Source organism: Paenibacillus sp. FSL H8-0315, assembly GCF_038005365.1.
GTDB classification, from domain to species: domain Bacteria; phylum Bacillota; class Bacilli; order Paenibacillales; family Paenibacillaceae; genus Paenibacillus_AQ; species Paenibacillus_AQ odorifer.
The window spans coordinates 6,198,514-6,217,587 of the sequence record NZ_JBBOTA010000001.1 but is presented as its reverse complement, the minus strand read 5'-3'; the positions used below and the strand labels follow the sequence as shown (position 1 = coordinate 6,217,587).

The 19,074-nt window shown below is 41.5% G+C and carries 17 protein-coding genes and 1 riboswitch; of the genes, 2 read left to right on the top strand and 15 right to left on the bottom strand.

The genetic code is table 11. The features are described 5' to 3' along the window. Positions 1-119: 119 nt before the first annotated feature. The 14 genes from MHB56_RS27035 to MHB56_RS26970 all read right to left on the bottom strand — a co-directional run bounded on the left by MHB56_RS27035 (position 120) and on the right by MHB56_RS26970 (position 13,695). Positions 120-1,256 (bottom strand): hypothetical protein, encoded by a 1,137-nt coding sequence (locus MHB56_RS27035; RefSeq protein WP_076301853.1) that lies wholly within the window; start codon positions 1,254-1,256, stop codon positions 120-122. Positions 1,257-1,494: 238 nt separating this feature from the next. Next, complete coding sequence (locus MHB56_RS27030; protein ID WP_076301852.1) at positions 1,495-1,728, bottom strand: acyl carrier protein; 234 nt, start codon at positions 1,726-1,728, stop codon at positions 1,495-1,497. Between the two features lie 301 nt (positions 1,729-2,029). Then, complete coding sequence (locus tag MHB56_RS27025; protein WP_179089383.1) at positions 2,030-2,527, bottom strand: IS3 family transposase; 498 nt, start codon at positions 2,525-2,527, stop codon at positions 2,030-2,032. Then, complete coding sequence (locus MHB56_RS27020) at positions 2,524-3,222, bottom strand: helix-turn-helix domain-containing protein (RefSeq protein WP_076301851.1); 699 nt, start codon at positions 3,220-3,222, stop codon at positions 2,524-2,526. Before MHB56_RS27020 ends, MHB56_RS27025 begins: the two co-directional genes overlap by 4 nt. Positions 3,223-3,682: 460 nt before the next feature. Next, positions 3,683-4,339, bottom strand: coding sequence for a DUF6531 domain-containing protein (locus MHB56_RS27015; RefSeq protein ID WP_076301850.1), 657 nt, complete (start codon positions 4,337-4,339; stop codon positions 3,683-3,685). After that, positions 4,336-4,968 (bottom strand): hypothetical protein, encoded by a 633-nt coding sequence (locus tag MHB56_RS27010; protein WP_076301849.1) that lies wholly within the window; start codon positions 4,966-4,968, stop codon positions 4,336-4,338. The genes MHB56_RS27015 and MHB56_RS27010 overlap by 4 nt, the downstream gene beginning before the upstream one ends. A gap of 23 nt (positions 4,969-4,991) precedes the next feature. Beyond that, the gene (locus tag MHB56_RS27005; protein ID WP_341144213.1) at positions 4,992-5,954 is read right to left on the bottom strand and encodes an S-layer homology domain-containing protein; all 963 of its coding nucleotides are present in this window, start codon (positions 5,952-5,954) and stop codon (positions 4,992-4,994) included. 132 nt (positions 5,955-6,086) lie between these two features. Continuing rightward, entirely contained in the window at positions 6,087-7,040 is a 954-nt protein-coding gene (locus MHB56_RS27000) for a hypothetical protein (protein ID WP_341144212.1), read from the bottom strand. Positions 7,041-7,133: 93 nt separating this feature from the next. After that, positions 7,134-7,228, bottom strand: a riboswitch (cyclic di-GMP riboswitch). A gap of 526 nt (positions 7,229-7,754) precedes the next feature. Then, positions 7,755-8,738 carry an ROK family protein gene (locus MHB56_RS26995; protein ID WP_341144211.1) on the bottom strand — a complete coding sequence of 328 codons (984 nt, stop codon included), beginning with the start codon at positions 8,736-8,738 and terminating at the stop codon, positions 7,755-7,757. A 16-nt stretch (positions 8,739-8,754) separates the two neighbouring features. Further along, the gene (locus MHB56_RS26990) at positions 8,755-9,441 is read right to left on the bottom strand and encodes an N-acetylmannosamine-6-phosphate 2-epimerase (protein WP_340012480.1); all 687 of its coding nucleotides are present in this window, start codon (positions 9,439-9,441) and stop codon (positions 8,755-8,757) included. Positions 9,442-9,449: 8 nt separating this feature from the next. Beyond that, positions 9,450-10,367, bottom strand: coding sequence for a dihydrodipicolinate synthase family protein (locus MHB56_RS26985; RefSeq protein WP_340012479.1), 918 nt, complete (start codon positions 10,365-10,367; stop codon positions 9,450-9,452). A gap of 58 nt (positions 10,368-10,425) precedes the next feature. Then, complete coding sequence (locus MHB56_RS26980) at positions 10,426-11,313, bottom strand: carbohydrate ABC transporter permease (RefSeq protein ID WP_052096997.1); 888 nt, start codon at positions 11,311-11,313, stop codon at positions 10,426-10,428. A gap of 12 nt (positions 11,314-11,325) precedes the next feature. Continuing rightward, positions 11,326-12,222, bottom strand: coding sequence for a carbohydrate ABC transporter permease (locus MHB56_RS26975; protein WP_428323518.1), 897 nt, complete (start codon positions 12,220-12,222; stop codon positions 11,326-11,328). 81 nt (positions 12,223-12,303) lie between these two features. Then, positions 12,304-13,695, bottom strand: a complete 1,392-nt coding sequence (locus MHB56_RS26970; RefSeq protein WP_076183515.1) for an ABC transporter substrate-binding protein — start codon at positions 13,693-13,695, stop codon at positions 12,304-12,306. A 262-nt stretch (positions 13,696-13,957) separates the two neighbouring features. Here MHB56_RS26970 and MHB56_RS26965 point away from each other — a divergent pair, with 262 nt between their 5' ends. Further along, on the top strand, positions 13,958-15,586 hold the full coding sequence (locus MHB56_RS26965; RefSeq protein WP_076183512.1) for a response regulator transcription factor: 1,629 nt from the start codon (positions 13,958-13,960) through the stop codon (positions 15,584-15,586). A 5-nt stretch (positions 15,587-15,591) separates the two neighbouring features. Continuing rightward, positions 15,592-17,397: a cache domain-containing sensor histidine kinase gene (locus tag MHB56_RS26960; RefSeq protein ID WP_076189920.1), complete on the top strand. Its 1,806-nt coding sequence runs from the start codon at positions 15,592-15,594 to the stop codon at positions 17,395-17,397. A gap of 2 nt (positions 17,398-17,399) precedes the next feature. On the opposite strand, the gene MHB56_RS26955 is transcribed toward MHB56_RS26960, so the two are convergent. Next, positions 17,400-18,971: an ABC-F family ATP-binding cassette domain-containing protein gene (locus tag MHB56_RS26955; protein ID WP_076189919.1), complete on the bottom strand. Its 1,572-nt coding sequence runs from the start codon at positions 18,969-18,971 to the stop codon at positions 17,400-17,402. Positions 18,972-19,074 lie beyond the last annotated feature (103 nt).

Sequence of the window (19,074 nt, the reverse complement as noted above, 5' to 3'; positions counted from 1 at the left end):
CTTTTCGAGACAGATGAAAAAAGCTCCCATCCTCCGACAAGTTGCTTTCTTAACACTTTACTGTTAACAAATACTATTTTGTACTTTCCTTTATTCTTCAACGCTTTACCTTATAAAACTCATGATAAAACTTCCTGAGCATCTGTGTCTTTTTTTTTATTTAAAAACGAGATTGTACTAATAAAATCAAAACTTTCTTCCAATATTTGGTATAGGGCATCTTCGGATTCTAAAACATTTTCCAATAGTTTCTCCATTTTCTCATCACATAAGAAATCATTTTTCATATATTTTTTCGTCAAAGTATTTTTTATTAACTCCCACTTCACTAAATTCTCTTCAATAGCATCAACCAGTTTTTGAATGGATAGACAATATGGGAGATTGTTCAAAAATAATAATAGTATTTTCTTTCTACCAATGTTCCTGTTAAAAATGGTTCTAGACAAGGAAAACACGTCATGATCTCTGTTTTTTATAGCATCATTCAATTGGATTTGTCCCTTACTATATAAATCAATGAATTTCCGAAGCATATTTCTTCCAAGATACACTATTCGCTCATCCTTGTTATCAATCATTTTGGATTTATAGTTTTTTATAGATTGATCAATTATATAAGGTATTCTAGTGTTTAAATTTTTCAACTCAGAATAATTAGGCTTTAGAGTACAACATCTAAACTGGTAGTTAAAAGCATTTAAAAAACTTGATTTGAAATCAATCCCTATACTTTTATTGCTTGGATAAGCTTTGAATCGCTTATTATAGTTAACATAATTATCCATATAATAAAACTCATCACTTGTCTGACCTAACAGTAAGAAAAAATGATTGTCAACCACATCGAGTTCTTCTATACTCGAATTTTCTTTAAAAGTCTTGTAAAATGGAACCAGTTTCATAATTGTATTTACTAAAACAGTCTCCCCTTTACAAAGTAATGATTCGATATATTGTATTGCTTTTGGACCATCGTTTTTCAGCTCTAATCCATTGTTCATAATGACATAACAAGTAGGACTTTTTATATCATTTATTTGAATATCTAATATTGTTTCTTCATTATCAGTAATTAATATCATAGAAAAATCATCAATATAAGCACTCATTAAGAGTTCTGGATCTTCAAGATTATCTTTAAGAATAAAATAAATATTTCTAGTTAAACAATTGCCTAGATCTTGAATTATTTCATTGGGTCTGCCACTTGAATCATAATAATATTCTGCTTCAAGCACTTGATTAGATACCAATATCTAGACCTCCTTTTGCTGAAATTATCATCATTAGGATGGAAACAAAGACTTACTCGGTATGTAATCGGTGAGAATGAATCAACAAGTTCTGAATCAACGCACTCAATGACTGCCAATCGCGGGGTTCCGCTGACCAAAGGTCATTTACAAAGCCACAACCGAGAAAAGAACTCTACTTTCAAGCTTATGTACATACGCAATTTTTCATTAATCCCACTTGCTTGTAGCACATTAACTAAGTGTTAATAGTGATATAAGCGACAATATCGTCAATACTAGGAAGCATCTTCAAAGAAAGAAGCTCATCAGGAACTGATATACCGAATTCCGATTCTATATTTATGATTAACCTTACATATGACAATGAGTTAATTCCGACATCTTCAATATTATTTTCTATAACAGAGTCCTGTGGAATTTCTAATATCTCGATAATCATTTGCTCCACTTTTTTTCTTAATTCTTCCACTACAACTCCTCCATCTCTTCAGTACTCCAAGTCAAGAAATTGATCACATTACGATGTGATTCGAAACCACCTATAGGTAGCCCTGTAGAATCGGAAGCATACAGGATATAAATCGGCAGCTCAGGATCGTAATTCGTTCTGGCTCTTGCCTTCCCTCTAGCAACAACTTATTTTTGTATGGCTCATCACTCCCGATGCTCCCCTTTTTTTAAATATATTGGAATAATATCTCATATCCATTATACATAAATCTATTGAAAAAATCATACATAAGGCTTCCTGCTGAACCCAATAGACCTTTTCAAAAATCATCAATCTGTGACCATTTCATATTTCCTGTAGGATCAGTAAATCCTAACGGATTATTCTCCACTACGTTGAATTCCGTTACATCCGTTACCCATTTTTGGTTTGGAGCTTCAGCCTCAAAATTACGGTTCAGCACATTCTCTGCAACCTGCTGAGGCGTGGAGCCTACATACTTTTTTCTCTTTCTGCGGATGACTGACTGGATGCCATGGCATCTCATCAGCCGGTACACTCGCTTTGCGTTAATAGATTTATCCATTTGTCTGCGCAAATGCAGGGTCAATTGGCGATACCCAAAGGTTCGTTCCACCTTCTCATACAAGAGGAGGATGGCCTCTGTCAGTTTCTCGTTGTCAGCCTCTCGAAAACTGGGTTTGCGATTCAACCATTTGTAATAACTTGACCGTGAAATCCCTGCGATGTCACACAAAAGCCGAATGGAGCAAGACTGTTCCTGCTGAACGGCCTGAATGGCCTGATAGATGTTCACCTGGCGAATGGTTCTAAACGTCTCATCCTTTCGAGTTCCTCTAACTTTTTTAGAAAAGCATTCTCCGCACGCAGGCGTGCATTCTCGTATTCCAGCTTTTGCATCGCGAGTTTGTGGCGATCTGCTTCCGTAAGTTCTTCAAGCGCTTTGGTGCGTCCTCTACCGTCTCGTAACGCCTCTTCAACACCAGCTTCGTACTTCTTTACCCAGCTATATACTTGTTGGTAAGACACGTGAAAATGGCTTACCGCCTTCGTATAGTCTTCTCCGTTCGAAAGGCAGTACAGCACGATATGTATCCGTTCCTGCCAAGTGGTTACGCGTCCTTTGGTCATAGCTTTAGTTCCTCCTGAATGAGCTGTTAAGCTGTTGCTATGACCATTATACTTCCTAATCCAGTTGGCGAGTTGGGTTGAACTTGCAATCTTATACTTGCAGATGATTTGGTTTTGCGACAATCCTCCCTCGAGATAATCCTTAACGGCATGGAGTTTAAGTTCTGCAGAATACGTACGATTATAGCTTCGGACTTCCAGCCCTTCGTATCCATACAATTGATAACGTTGCCGCCACTTCACTATAGAGTTTTTGGATATTCCATACTTCCGGGCCGCAGTTTTCAAACCAATGTCGCCCCGTTCAATTTCTTGGAGAATCGTTAACTTTTCCAGTGCTGTATACTTCTTTTGTTCCATAAAAATGCTCCCCATACAGCGACAGGATTTATTATTTCACCTGTCTACTATATGGGGAGCATATCAGTCCAGACAGTTGCGAGTGATTTTTAAAATGCTCTTACTAAGAGTAGTCCACGTATGTCTGAATAAAGTTGCGGAAGTTGTTTTATTTCGAAAATCCGCAAGAATACCAAGGTATGGTTTTAGGAATGAGACATGGAGGTAACTAGGAATTTTGAGGAAGTTGAATAAGGGTGTAACATTACAAATAGGTTATACAATTCGCAGAATTTCTATATGGGGCTGATCAGGGTTACATTATCTTTAATAACGTAACCGCCAGATTCATTCGGCACTGGGTGGGAGAAAGAAAGACCTTGAGGATTGTCGCCTTCAAGGTCGATATTATAGTAGTTCTATTTTGATATCAACTTATTTGCCCCTTAATGCTTCAAAAAATGCTCTATGCCGCGCGGAGTCAGATAACGCCCACCGGATAAAGGAATATATTAAAACGTGAGCCGTCACGGCTCATCACCTCAATCTTACCGTCATTGATTGGCGTCAGCTGCCATTCATAGCTATGGTGCCAGCCAAGTCCGCTTACGCCTTTAAACGAATCGCGACTTAAATAATTCGAACTAAACTGAAGTGGCATTAATGCCTGAAGAGTTATGGCATCAGTAGCGTAGACAAAATTAACGCGTGCCGGATCAACCGGTGTCAGTCCCGTAAGATTAACAATTCTCAGACGATCTGCAAGCGCTAATTCCGTAAATTGCGATAACTCCTCCTGTTTTATAGTGTCACTAGACTCCGGCTCAGTTAACAATATGGAGGTCAATCCACTGACATTTCCAGTAGCTGTTGCTGAATTATTGATGTCAGCTAAAGCTATTGCCTTTTCTTTCGTAGCCTCTACAGAATCCAATTTGTAATAAAAAGCTGCAATAGCTTCCCAATTGACGGAAAAAGCTGGAGTCAGTACACGAAGCACTTCAAGCGGCTCTGAATAGCCAGAAAGATGACTATCCTTTTTAGCTCTTGCTGTAATGTGGGCAATTGACCCTACACGAAGCTCTACATTTTCACTCCACTGTCCAGCGGTGTTGACTGAGATACCCTCATATTTCACCGATCTCCCTCAGCGGGGTAATATAACTCTAGATCCAGCGTGGTTCCTGTTGCAGCTGAGCCTGAGATGATAGAGGCGTTTCCTGACGCGGCTGGTTTAATATCCAGCTCGGTTGGTGCAATCGCTGCCTCACCGCCCAGAATTTCGAAACTAGCCATTTGGCCATAAAAGACCCCTACTCCGTTATAAGTAGATGGAGAGATACAAATCGCATACCGCCCTTCTTCCAGCGGGACACCTCCAATCTTCCCGTCCCAATCTACATTATGAACGATGTACTCACCTTTATTGTTTTTCGTCTTATAGACACCGCTTTTAATTAGCTTTGCTAATACAGGTGACGATCCATTTGCTTGTGGACTACAAAGATTAATATTGGTCTCATGCTCTTCTTGACCATCATCCGCAGCATTAAAGCTAAAAATGATATTGCTCATTTCCCCCTTTTCAGGGTTAATCTCGCTAGGTTCAATTCGCATATTTGTTGCTGCATATGCCTTCGAAGTCAAATTATCCAACGCTGGAAATACTGGGATATATGAAACAACTAACAGAAAAGCAAACATAAGATGGATACATAATTTCATATTTCCGCGACGCCATTTCCTTTTTACAGTTCTAATGATCATCTTTATTCTCCCGTTCATTATGATTAGAGTAGCTCTAGCTCAGCCAACAGTTTATAGACAATGATCGCAGCCTCGGCTCTTGTAGAGGAATGCTTAGGATACAGATACAACCCGTCACCTTGTACTAACTTATTATAAATCGCTGCTGCGACAGAGTTTTTTGCCCAGCTGCTGATGCCATTACTATCCTTAAACCGTGCCAATTCAGCTTGTATTTTATTCATTCCAGATGCGTCAGCTTCAACTCCCGTTCGCACTTCGATAGCACGAATTAGCATAACCATCATCTGTTCTCGAGTCAGAGGATCATTTCCACGGAAGAGACCCCCGTCCCCTTTCACAATTCCAGCAGCAGCAGCCTCTACCCATCCATAAGACCAATTCTGCGCTGAAACATCACGAAAGGTTGGAGCAGCGGGAAGGATCGGCTTGATTTGGAGCGCAGCTGCTAGCAGTTTCGTAAATTGAGCACGGGTCAGTGTGGCTTTTGGTGCATAATCAGTACTAGTCATTCCATCCGCAATTCCTCTTGATGCCAGCACTTCAACCTCTTGCCGAGCCCAGTGGCTTGTCATATCAGTAAAGCTTCTTTCCCGTAGCATCACCGAATAGATTCCAGATTCCGTAATTGCGCTTCGGACGAAATCGTCTTCCAGGTTAGTAACCCCGCCATAGTAGCTCCAAGTTCCTAATGCAGTATCATATTGATAGATTCCGAGCTTCTCTCGGTTCGTAGTCCAAGGAGTTTCCTTTGCATATCCAATAGCCAGTAACGCTGGAAGTTTAAAGGTTGAGCTGGCCTCCACTTGCCAACTAGAACTTTCTTTACGTAGTTTAATTCCTTTATTATCGATAACCGTTTGAGTCTTACTTTCTTCTACTTGAACCAAACTTACTGTTGTATTCTCAGGAAATGTCCCTGCTGAAATTTCTAAACGAGCCAAACCATTTGCCGCAGTCAAAATGCCGCCTTTATCTCCAAACACCTTACTGTCTTTAGGACCCGTTGGTGTTGGAACTGAAATGTTTGAACCTGAATTCCCGCTTGAATTTGAATTTGAATTCGAGTCTGGGTCAGGATTAGGATTAGGACTCGGAGTTGGAGTTGAACCCGGCCCCTAATCTACATCCAACTGTACTGCTTCTATGTATTGGTCATTAATGCTATAAAGAAGTTTCTCTCCACTAATTCCTATAAGCTTCGCGCCTGAAGGGAGTGCGGGAAGAGAAGTAACACTCCGTGATAAAAGATTAACGTTCTTCAAAACAGGAGCACCATTTACCTCTACCTGAAAGACCGCTTGTCCTGCACCTATCGCCATAAAAGCATAATCCGTGTTAGAAATATTCATTGCAGTAAGATCCATAGGCGATAAAGTAAAATCCTTGATGGACATCAAGACGTATTTGCTCTCTGAAGCTCCATTTTTTTGCTTCCAAAGCACGTGGCTACCATTGAACACGAACCAATCTACAAAATTCGCTCCACCCAGCCTGACTATGGAACGTGTGGCTCCGCTGCTCAAATTGAGCATGCTAAGTCCTCCGCTCCGAGCATTTTTATAAACTACTATGCCATTAGCTAGGACCGGAAATCTTCCCTCACCCAGTTCCGCTTCTACACCCGAGGCCAAACCATGATAGATCATATTTCCATAATGTGTACGCTCATACCAGACTACGCCCACTCCATCTGTTGATGGATTGCCGTATTGTCCTGACGTTTGGTTGAGCTTGGTAGGAGATCCAATAGAAATGTTGGAACTATAAATATCCCAGTTCAGTGAAGATTCTTCTTCACTACTTTTATCAGCCCACACCACAAAACCTCCACCAACTGCAGGTGCATCTTTAGCAGAAGAACTGGAGGTGAGTATTTTAGCTGCTCCGCTAGTCTGATTTAGGGTATGTACCTGTTTGATTCCTTTTGCATCCTTTTCCATCCATACAATCTGATCACCGAACACACTATAATCTGTTCGACCTGGATCACTCCCCGTTGCCGAAGCTATATCAGCTTCAACTACTCCGGCAAACAAATTCACAAACATACACATAACCGTGAGCAGCATCAGCCTATTCCTCGGGGTCCTCACTCTACTTCTGAACCTCATTCTTTTCTCTCCTTCAGGGGGATTTTTAGGCACGCAAAAAAACCAAGTGCCTTGAGCGGCCCGGCTGTCGTAACATCCCTTCGTGGGATGAATTAGACCCGTGGCTTTGCGTCTCCGACTTTCGTACGAATTTGCCTTTGTTTCCAAACTCGGTTTCCAAATAAATATACATAGGTAGGACTATACTATTAGCGGAATATAATACTTTAGAATTAATATGTTCTATATATTCCATTTTTAAGGTGATTATAAAAAGCCCATCATTTAAAATAGGTAATTTTCAGACAAAAAAAAGTAATCTATAAAAAGACAACCAGACAACAATTCTCCAATAATCGGAGAAACGCTGCCTGGCAGGGTGCTTGAGCAGATGATAGAGGAGAATTCGCCAATTACACCGGATCTCAGGGGAATCTGAGAAATAGAATAAATGTATTCTATACAGTTATTTCGTAGGCAAATGCAATCATTTTGACTTTAGTTGCATTTTCTACAACTAAAAACACGAGAAGCCACCACTAAGGCTGTAAATCAAGAAAATAGCTGTACAAAATACACTTACATCCATCGGCTGGAGGGATTCGAGAAATATAGTTGTACGATGTACAATTAAACTCGCTTCTACGTATTGCTCCCCATGACTTTCTATACAGATAGATGGTGAATAGACCCTTATAGCTCTGCTCTCTTTACTTTATCGGGACTATACTCCCACATCTGCAGCCCCGCACCGATCATTCCACATAAATTACCATGATAGGCTGCTTCAATACGAACATTTTCCAGCATCGATGGCATTACTCTGCCCTTTACTTCCCTTCTAATGCCTTCAAACAAAAGTTCGCCTGCTTCAGCAACTCCACCGCCAATGACGATGACTTTAGGGTTAAAAATATGGATTAATGAAGCAATCGCGGATCCGAGCGCAGCAATCGTGTCTTCCATTAACGCTGTAGCCAGAGAGTCACCTGCCCGCCATCTCGCTATCACTTCCCGTGAGTCTACGTTCTCTGGGGACTGGTTATGTAATAAAAGCTTGTCGCGCATGCGACGTGCGATACTTGTGCCTGAAGCATACTGCTCCAAGCAGCCTGTTCCACCACAAATGCATGCAGGCCCTTTGAAATCTACAGACATATGGCCTAACTCTCCAGCCCCACCCCAAGAACCGTGGACAAGATGGCCGTCTACGACTATCGCTCCACCCACGCCCGTACCAAGGGCAAGACAGATAAAGTCTTTTACCTCTTTGCCTGAGCCTAAATATTTCTCTGTTAATGCTAATACATTCACGTCATTATCAACGATTACCGGAAGATGAAACTGTGTCTGAAGCAAATCCTTCAAAGCTGTGCCAGCATAGCCAGGGATAAGCTCCGAAGCGGAACGGACACGTCCCGCCTCCCAATCCATTTGCCCTGCTGATCCTACGCCAATTCCTTGGAGTTGAATTCCCGCTTGTTGTGCTGTTATTTCATCCATTAATGTCCGAATAGCTAGTATAATGCGATCCATTGTTTTCGTCTGTCCAGCCAATGTGCTTAGGCTTACAGTATGTAAAACGTCCCCTTGTGAAGAGACGAGTCCGGCATTAATTTTCGTGCCGCCAATATCTACTCCGATCGCATATTCTATATGAGGATCATACCCTTCCATCGCGGACTCACCTCCGTCAGTCATTGAAATCGCTCACGGCCTTAACATATCTCGAAGTGATCAATTGTGGCCTAGTAATTGCACTTCCTACAACAACATAGGATGCCCCCGCATTCTTAGCTTTTGCTGCGTCTTCCGGTGTCCATATCCGTCCTTCCGCAACAACAGGAATGTTCACTGATTTGCTTAATTGTTGAATTAAGACAAGGTCCGGTCCTTCCTGCTGTGTACTGTATGGGGTGTAGCCTGAAAGCGTGGTACCAATGAAATCCACATCTAATTTCTCAGCGGCAAGCCCTTCCTCAAATGTCGAAATATCCGCCATAACCAGCACACCTCTCAGATGTGCATATTCTATTAATGGCTTTACTGACTCTAAGCGTTCTTCCCGATTCGTTACATCAAGCGCAACAATCTCTGCTTTTGCAGAAACAATCGCCTTCACTTCATCTAAGGTTGGTGTTATAAATATGGCTGATCCGGGAATATCCCGTTTAATAAGTCCAATGACCGGTACATTTACTTCTTTTTTGATAGCTACAATATCTGGAACACCATTTGTCCGGATTCCTATAGCTCCTGATTGAACCGCTGCTCTTGCCATTTTAGCCATTGTATCCCCACCATGAAGCGGCTCATGCTCAAGTGCCTGACAGGAAACAATCAGACCTTTCACCGGAAAGATATCACTTATTCGAGTCATTATTAACCCTATCCCTTCGCTTCAAGAATATAATCTAATATTCTATTGTTCAGAGCTTCCACCCGCTCCTGATCGGAATCCTTAATCGGTAAAAGCGGCATTCTTGGCTGACCTGTTTCAAATCCGCGCACACTAAGGATCGCTTTACACGCACCATATAATGAAGGAAAGGATAGCAATTCAACAATGAGATCATTGATGATAAACTGCCATTTCTGCGCCTCAGCCATCTCTCCTTGCACATAACATTGTTCCACTTTTAGGAATAACTCGGGCATCACCCCATAAGTTCCACCAATCCCGCCATCTGCCCCAATACTGCGGCCCGCCAAATACTGCTCATCTGGTCCATTTAAGACTAGAAAATTCTTCCCACCTGCGGCTTTAAATTGCTGAAGCTCAAACGTGCTCTCCGCCGAAATTTTCACCCCGATTACTTTATCCTGAGCTGCCATCTTAATCAGCAAGCTTTTCGATAATTGAAAGCCTGTAGTTTGCGGGATGTGATAGATAATAAATGGAAGCGCCGTACTATCAATAATCGCCTGCCAATGACTTTCAACACTGTCCGGTGAAAGACGATAATAGATCGCTGGAACAGCCGATACGGCATGTGCGCCAACTTTCTCAGCATGGATAGCTAGTTCAACACTGTCTCTTGTAGATGGGGCACCCACGTGAGCAATGATTGTAAGCTCTTTTCCAACCTCTGCTATAACTGCCTCGAGCATTTGTTTGCGTTCTTCTACAGATTGCAGCATACCTTCGCCAGAGCTTCCGCCAACATAAAGACCTTTTACTCCCGTAGAAGCATACTGACGAGCTAATTTTCGGGCTCCTTCTTTATCGATTTCCCCCTCAGCATCATAACTGGAGTACATAGCAATAATAATGCCTTTAAAGGATTCAAGATCATATGATTTCATAAATTACAGCCTCCATCGTTTAATTCATCACTATTAATTTTCGTTGTTATAAGAATAATTAGCCTTTTACAGCCCCCATAGTAATCCCTTGAGTAAAGGCTTTTTGGAACATTAGAAAAATTGCAATCATAGGAATAGAGGCTAACGCAGCACCCGCCATAAGCAGTCCATAATTTGTTGTGAATTCACCCCGAAGAGTCGCTACCCCAAGTGGTAATGTCATCATTGAAGTCGATCTGGTCATGATCAGCTGACTGAAATAATCATTCCAAGAAGTGATGAAGGTAAAGATTGCCAGTGCCCCTATTGCAGGCTTTAACAAAGGTAAAATGATGGTTCCGAACAAACGAATCTCAGAGCTGCCATCTATTTTGGCTGCTTCAATTAATTCTCCTGGAATCGTCTGCGCGAACTGCTTCATTAGGAAGACTCCAAATGGCCAGCCAATCGCTGGTAAAATAAGCCCTTTATACGTGTTGACCCACCCAAAATCTGCAAGCATCGTAAACAGCGGGACAAGAATAACTTGCTTAGGCAATGCCATAGCGGCAACAAACATCGTAAAGATAATCCCTCGGCCAGGAAAAGACTTTTTGGCTAGCACATATCCAGCACAGGAAGAAACGATACAAATCGCTGCCATTTCACAAAAAGCAATGATGAAACTGTTAAACATCCAGCGCTCAACGGGATTCTTAAATAACTCGGTCCAGTTTTGCAGAGTCGGCTTAGCCGGAAACCATTCCGGGGGGATCGTTGTTGCCACAGTCTGAAGCTTAAATGCCCCTGAAACCACCCAATAAAAAGGGAAGATAAAAAACAACGTTGCTAGAATCAACAGGAAGGTCGCTAATATTTTTGGAATCGTCAATTCTTTTTTCCATTTGCTTACTTTCTTAGATTGGCCAATAGGTGCTGTCAGTTCTAACGGATTCGTAGAATTCATGATGTCCCCTCCTTAATACTCAACATCACTGCCAAAGTATTTGAATTGAATGATAGAAATGATCCCGATCACAATCGCAAGGATGACACCCATCGCCGAGGCATATCCAAAATGACCGAGCATAAAGGCTTGTTCGTAAACGCCATACATAACAGTCGATGTGCTATACACAGGTCCACCCGAGGTGAGCAACTGAATTAGCGCAAAACATTGAAAGGTGTTGATCGTGGTAATCACGATAATATATAAGTTCGTTGGCATTAGCATTGGCCATAATATTTTCCGGAAAATCTGCCAAGGCGTCGCTCGATCAATCTCAGCTGCTTCTATGTAAGAAGTAGGAATGTTCCCAATAGATGCCACATATAAAATGATCGGCTGCCCAACAGAGGTCGTTATCAGAACCACGATAATAGCAAGCAGTGCAGTCCTCGTATCTCCTAACCAGGATATAGGCTCCATTCCCAAAAAGCTGGTTAAATAATTTAGAATCCCATAGTTCGGATGATAGATCCAGCCCCAAACGACTGTGATGCTTACGACCGAGGATACAGCCGGCAAATAGAACACTCCGCGGAAAAACGATCTGGCAAACTCTTTTTTCTTATAAATATTCATAGAGATAAATAACGAGAAAATAATAACGATGGGTACGGTGATGAGTACAAGCAATAATGTATTTCCCATCGACTTCCTGAAGTTATCATCTTTTATTAAGGAGATATAATTATCGAGGCCAATAAAGCTGAAATCTCTCAAGGAGTAATCAAAGAAACTAATATAGACCCCTTTCACCATCGGATAAGCTACAAAAAGCAGGAAAAACCCAAATGCCGGCACTAAAAAGAGATAACTCATCATCCAGTCACGAATCACATAACCTTTTATTTTGCGAACCGTTGTCCCCACAGTCCTTCCCCATTTCTTCAATGATTTAAAAAGAAAAGAGTGCTTGCCGCACTCTATTCTTTTAGACACCATTCACTTTTTTTATTTCATTGCAGCCTTTGCTTTCGTAATCGCTTCGTTTGCTTTTGCAGCAAAGCTGTCCAAAGCTTCTTTACCGGTTGCTCCTCCAGTTAAAGCACGTTGTAATTCAGGGAACCAGAAAGTACGAATATCAGCATATCCATCGGCAATGGTAGGTGCATCTGTTGTGAATTTACGAGCATACTCAGCGTATTTGTACTCTGCATCATCATAGAGGCCTGTAATCGAATTACGAACAGACAAACCACCTGTTTGAATCAAGTTTTTCTTCCCCCATACAGGATCATTAGCAATAAAATCAATCAGCTTCTTAGAAGCTGCAATCTTAGCTTCATCACCATTATTGAATACAGCCATACCGCCGAGGTAAGGTTCAAGCTTAGGTTCCGATCCATCTAAAGTAGGGAATGGAAGCAGAACATCTTCGAATTCAACCATTTTTTTAGATACGTTCTGAGCTTTAAGTACTGCAGAATAGTTGAGTGTAAAGGCTAATTTCCCTTGTAAAAATAAGTCGTTCACGTCAGCAGCCGCAAGGGAAGCCGCACCAGAAACGCTAAGTTTATCTTTTGTAGCTTGAACGATCCAATCCAACGCTTTTGCAGCATTATCAGTATTGATAGCGACTGCGGAATTATCTTCATTTAGAAATCTGGATACACCTAAGTTAGCAAGATATGCACGAGTTCCTTGATCTCCAGCCTGGCTCTTCGCGAAGAATCCGGTAGGAATAACATCAGGTGCTTTTTCTTTAACAGCTTCCAGCGCTTTCTTATATTCTTCAAACGTCCAAGTTCGGTCTTCCTTATCCAGAGGAAGCAAATCTAGCGCGCCAATCTTCTCAAAAACAGTCTTGTTTACCGCCATCATAAAAGGAGCTGTATTGATCGGGTACATAAAGATCTCTTCGCCAACACTAGACTGTTTCCAAAAGGCTTCCGAAATATCATTTTTCACTTCATCGGTCACCATATCATTAAGAGGTGCTAATAAGTCCTTTTTACCCCAGTCAATAATCCGTCCAGGAGCATCATAAATTACATCAGGTGCGGTATTCGAAGCAATTGCCACATTCAGTTTTTCAGGGCCGCCTTCAAAGGTGATCATCTCAAGGTTGACTTTAATTTCCGGATTCTTCTCATTAAAAGCTGCAATGATTTCCTTCTCATATTTGCCAACTTCACCATCTAAAGCTTGAAAGCTCGGAAAATTCCACCATGTTATTTCTACTGGTTTAGCAGCAGTCTCAGTGGCCGCGGGCTCACTCTTATCAGTATTATTACTTGGTTCATTGGCGGAATTCGCTGTATTCGTATTTCCGCATGCAACTAACTGTGTACCTAAAAGTGCGACACCAACAATGCTCATTAGCCCTTTTTTCATTGCTCTCATGTGCTACCCCCTATTATTTTTGTGGAATAGAATGCTTTCTCATTCCTTGCGCTAATCATAAATCAATTATAAATTCAGGAGAATCCCACTCCTTTTACATTTAGGGTCGTATTCTGACCTATACCTTCTTTCAGCCCCTCTTCAATGTTATAATACATTACATATTTCACCTATAATTATTTTAATTTTTAGCTTATAACTTACATTTGATGATATCGTTGTTGAAAAATCCACTATAAATCTAGTCTTCCGGAGGGATTTCATGTACAAGCTTATGATTGTAGAGGATGAACCGTTAATACGGACGGGATTAAAACATTACTTTTCGTGGCAGGAGCTTGGTGTTCAGAGTATTGTTGAAGCGGAGAATGGAAAAGAAGGCGTCGCTACCGCACTACGTGAGCAGCCAGATTTAGTGATCACTGATATTCGCATGCCCGAAATGGATGGTCTTCAGATGATAGAAGAGCTTCGCCAATTCCTTCCTGATACTTTGTTTATTATTTTGACAGGATTTAATGATTTCGAATACGCTCAACGAGCCATCAAGCTTGGGAGTGTGCATGCTTTTTTACTCAAACCTCTGGAATATGAAGAAAGCCTAACCGTGATTCAAGAATGCATGAACAAGCTGCAACTTAAACAACAAGAACAAAGGAAACGTTCTACTCTGGAAGGCTCACAGCTTATAAAGCTACTACTCGAAGAAGAACAACCTGCAATTGACACTAATTTAATCGCTGAATTATGTAGTTTCAAAAGTAAACATTATCTGTATCTCCCTTTTGTTTTGGCAGGTTTCCCTATCAGAGAAACACCTTCACCATCCACAAGGTGGATGCGAGAACAGGCGACTAAGTTCATACATCTTGCAACGGAGGCCTATCTCCCGGCAAGTCTGCCACGATCTATTTTTACATATGCTGCTAAATCCAAACTATACGGGCTAATAGTCATGGGATCACAGACTGCAACGAGCATTGTCCCTTTTGAGACCCAAGTACTTACTGAACTCGATCAGCATTTGAACAAGCTTACGTTAGAACATCATCTTGCCCTTTATCTTGCCATAGGTACAGTGACGAACGAACTGTCTCTAATCACTTCATTACTTCACGAGTCTGAAAAGCTGTTATATCAACGCTTCTATCAGAATGAACAGAATATATTCCATATCTCTTCCATAAAGGCAGGCGCCACAGCTACTAAACCAATGCTTATCCAACTAGATGACAACGATAAGAAACGAATAATCTCCTGCATCGAAAACGCCAATAAACAAGAGATTCTACAATTAATGCAACGATTGGCACAAGATATTTTGCATAAAACAGATGGCCATTCACCTGATCTATGGCTTGCATATGTACAAGAAATCATAAGTGTCATTATCCGCTTCGCTAATAAAAACCACATTCATAGGGATGGTGTGTACAGCGATAAACTATTAAACCTTACTTTTGTTGAGGATTTTCACTCCCTTGAGGTCATGTTCGAGTGGCTGGGGAATTGGATGGTTCATCTGGGGAACATATATACCGAAGGTCTGACGGATAACCATCAGCAGGATGTGATTATCTTTGAACATATTAAATCCTTCATTAGAGCTAATATTGATCAAGATATTACTCTACAAATGGTAGCGGATCGCTTCTTCTATAACCCTTCTTATTTAAGCCGTCTGTTCAAAAGAAAACTCGATAAGAACTATATGCGATTTGTAACCGAAATCCGTATGGAATACGCGCAGGAATGCTTAAAAAAACCGGAAATTCTAGTGACCGATGTCTGCACAATGTGTGGTTACAAGAGCTATAAGCATTTCGTTAAAACGTTCCGGCTCTTCACCAACATGACCCCATCAGACTATAGAAAACAATCGGGGTGGTAAGCAAAATGATGCAAATAAACCAGCCAAAAAAACGTTATCGGATGCGGCATGTCAATCGGCAGATTTTTGTGCTGATGATCCTGACCATTACTATTCCTTTGCTGATTATATCCGCGATTATCTATATTTTTTCAAATCAAGCCGTCAAAAATGAATATCAAAGCAGCTCTAATCTCATCCTTAATAATCTTTCTTTCAACATCGACCAGTATCTGCAAAGTATTGAAAAAGGGACCCTTAATGCCCAGGTAGATAGTCAATTACAAACCGCTCTCGAGCATTGGACTATCAACAAAGATAATATCGGGAATGATCTAAGTATTCAGTATGGAAACACGATTGAACAGTTCATCAGCGGGATTGAAATGACGATTAAAAATGTCGACAGTGTGCAGATTTTCGCGGGGTCACGTGTATTCTACTCCGCCAATTTCAATCGTGCGGATTATGATGTGAAGGACTACACCCAAGAGGATTGGTATTTACAAACGCAGCAAAAAAAGGGGGGCGTAATCCTGTTTGGAAGTCATCTCCCCTTCTATCGCACCAATTCCAAACAATCCGTCATCTCCATCGCCAGAGTCATTAATAAAAAAGGAAGCAAGCAGCCCTTAGGTGTCATGTTAATCGATATCCGGCTGGATTCATTACGGGAAATCTTAAAGCTGTCCGAGAATAGCAAGCGGAAATTTATTATTTTAGACGATAAGGGGGGCAACGTTTACAGCTCAGATTCATTGGAGACGAGTCCTTTAGAGCCAGTCCCTATCGACAAACAGGCGCTTAACACTTTTATGAACAATGACGCCGGGAGCTTATATGGTACTTTTGATGACAAGGATTCGTACATAAATTTTGTTACTTCTCCTTACTCCAACTGGAAGGTCATTCAATATATTGATGAAAAAGAGATGACTAAGCAGGCTTCTTTTCTTGGCAAAATCATTTTAACCTTGGCGCTCTTATCGCTTGTCACTGCACTCTTATTTATGTATATCCTCTCTGAACGCGTAACCAAACCTATTATTCTGTTAAGCCGGAAGGTGAAGCTGGTGGGGATGGGGAATTTCGATGTGGATTTGTACAGTAATCGTCAAGATGAATTTGGGGTTCTATATAATGGAATTCGTAAGATGGTTAAGGATTTGCAAAACTATATTGAGCGATCTTCGATGGCCAAGGCTCAACAAAAAGTAGCCCAGTATGGTGCGCTCAAAAGCCAAATCAATCCGCATTTTCTGGCAAATGTCCTTGAATCTATTCAAATGAAAGCCATCATCAATGGGCAAAGAGAGATTGGCGAGATGGTGGGGATCGTGGGCAGATTGTTTCGGATTCATATCCAGACTGGGAAAATCACCGTTACCCTGCGCGAAGAACTTGAGCATGTCCGGCTATATGTGAAGATTCAGCAGTTACGTTTTGGGGATAAATTACAGTACATGGAGCAGCTAGATCCGCAATGCGAGATCGTTAAGGTCATGCACTTCTCCTTGCAGCCCATCGTAGAGAATGCTATCGTACACGGCCTAGAAAGCCGCAGTGAACCAGGTCTGCTTGAGGTATCCTCGGTGATATCGGGGGAGGATATGCTGATTATCGTTAAAGATAACGGCATTGGCATCGAGGAAGAGAAACTTAAACAGCTGCGTTTCCGTCTCTCTCAACCCTCAGATACCTTAGATGAAGAACATATTGGCATTAAAAATGTTCATGATCGTATTCAATTTCATTTTGGCGAAAAATATGGAATTGAAATTTCCAGTCACTTAGGTGAAGGAACGACAGTGATCATCCGACTTCCCGCGTAATCCTAAACATTTTGCTCAGTAATGCCTAATTCAGGATCAAAGGTGAGCATTTTCGTCGCTATTTTATCAATAAAAAACCGATCATGACTAACTGTTACTACAGCGCCAGGAAAATGAATCAACGCCTGCTCCATCACCTGAATACTGGTTAAATCCAAATGGTTAGTGGGCTCATCTAAAATAATGACAGCAGCTCCGGAGAGAAGGCATTTCGCTAAAGCCACTCTGGCCTGCTGTCCACCTGAAAGGCTGCCAATCGTTTTACTCAGATCCATTTCCGAGAATTGGAGCATCGCTAGAAATTTATTCACCTTTTTCCGCGGTGCGTCCAGTCCCAGTCCATAAACATTTACGGCATGGCTGACGGTATCTTTATGATCCAGCTCATCCCACATCTGATTAAAGTACGCATAACCGACCCCGCGTTCCCAAGTCACTTCCCCCGATTCCGGTGCTTCTTGTCCAGTCAGTACTTTGATTAGTGTCGACTTTCCGCTGCCGTTCGGACCCACGATAGCTATCCGGTCTTCCTTTTGAATATCGAAGCTAATGTTCTGGAAAATGGAGCGGCCATCATAACTTTGTCCAATCCGCTTCACTTCCCCCAGCTTGTCAGGAAAACGTAAATTACTATAAATATCAGTGATTAATACGTTAACTGGATGAGGTTCCACTCGTTTTTTCATATCCGTTAGCTTACGGGATAGACGATCCTTAGAAGACTTCTTACTACCACGGTTTTCAATGGCCTCGGACTCCATAAGGAGAAGTTCTTCTTCCCACTCAAATTGCCGATCGAGCACTTTTTTACGCATCTTCTTTTTACGAACGTAATCGGTATAATTGCCTTCATATTCCTGAAAATGATAGTTCTCGATTTCTATCGTCCGCGTGACCACTCTGTCAATAAATTGCCGATCATGAGAAACCAGAAGCATCGCCCCATTGAAACGGTGCAGCCACTGCTCCAACCATACGATCCCTTCCATATCCAAAAAATTAGTAGGCTCATCGAGCAATACAACATCGGGCGCTTCAATTAAGACTTTAGCCAGTGCCGCGCGGTTCCTCCAGCCTCCGGATAACTCCTCTACAGGTTGATGCCGCGATCTCTCATCGAATCCTAATTTAGTCAGCACCGTATTGATTTCCACAGATACATTCCAGCCATCCAAATGCTCCATTTGTTCAAAAAGATCAGCTTGGCGCTCTAAAAGTGCATTCATCTGGACATCATCCGACACCTGCCCAAGCTGTTCTCCTATTTGGTTAAGCTCCTGTTCAATGCGTGCTACCTCTTCGAAGCAAAGTTCTAACTCTTGTTGTACAGACAAAGACCCGGAAAGCTCCGAAAATTGAGAGAAGTAGCTGATCTTCACATTGGGATCTAACTCTACTTTTCCTGCCGTTGGCTCCTCTTTTCCCATGATTAGCTTAAAAACAGTAGATTTACCTGCTCCATTTCGTCCGATTAAGCCAATACGTTCGCCCTTGCTCACACGAAAATAAATATCTCGAAAGATCAATGTATTCTCATATTTCTTAGTTACGTTCTCCATTCGGATTACGCTCAAGTCTATCACTCCTAGTTCGTATAGATCAGAATTCATCGTTGAATACCCAAAAAGCTATTATAGCACTAATTAAAAAAAGGACTTTATAATCATATTATTACTT

Excerpts from the sequence above, each read along its gene's own strand:
- MHB56_RS26990 (WP_340012480.1), bottom strand. The coding sequence starts at position 9,441 with ATGACTCGAATAAGTGATATCTTTCCGGTGAAAGGTCTGATTGTTTCC.
- MHB56_RS27000 (WP_341144212.1), bottom strand. The coding sequence starts at position 7,040 with ATGCTGCTCACGGTTATGTGTATGTTTGTGAATTTGTTTGCCGGAGTA.
- MHB56_RS27020 (WP_076301851.1), bottom strand. The coding sequence starts at position 3,222 with ATGGAACAAAAGAAGTATACAGCACTGGAAAAGTTAACGATTCTCCAA.
- MHB56_RS26965 (WP_076183512.1), top strand. The coding sequence starts at position 13,958 with ATGTACAAGCTTATGATTGTAGAGGATGAACCGTTAATACGGACGGGA.
- MHB56_RS26960 (WP_076189920.1), top strand. The coding sequence starts at position 15,592 with ATGATGCAAATAAACCAGCCAAAAAAACGTTATCGGATGCGGCATGTC.
- MHB56_RS26980 (WP_052096997.1), bottom strand. The coding sequence starts at position 11,313 with ATGAATTCTACGAATCCGTTAGAACTGACAGCACCTATTGGCCAATCT.
- MHB56_RS26985 (WP_340012479.1), bottom strand. The coding sequence starts at position 10,367 with ATGAAATCATATGATCTTGAATCCTTTAAAGGCATTATTATTGCTATG.
- MHB56_RS27010 (WP_076301849.1), bottom strand. The coding sequence starts at position 4,968 with ATGATCATTAGAACTGTAAAAAGGAAATGGCGTCGCGGAAATATGAAA.
- MHB56_RS26970 (WP_076183515.1), bottom strand. The coding sequence starts at position 13,695 with ATGAGAGCAATGAAAAAAGGGCTAATGAGCATTGTTGGTGTCGCACTT.
- MHB56_RS26995 (WP_341144211.1), bottom strand. The coding sequence starts at position 8,738 with ATGGAAGGGTATGATCCTCATATAGAATATGCGATCGGAGTAGATATT.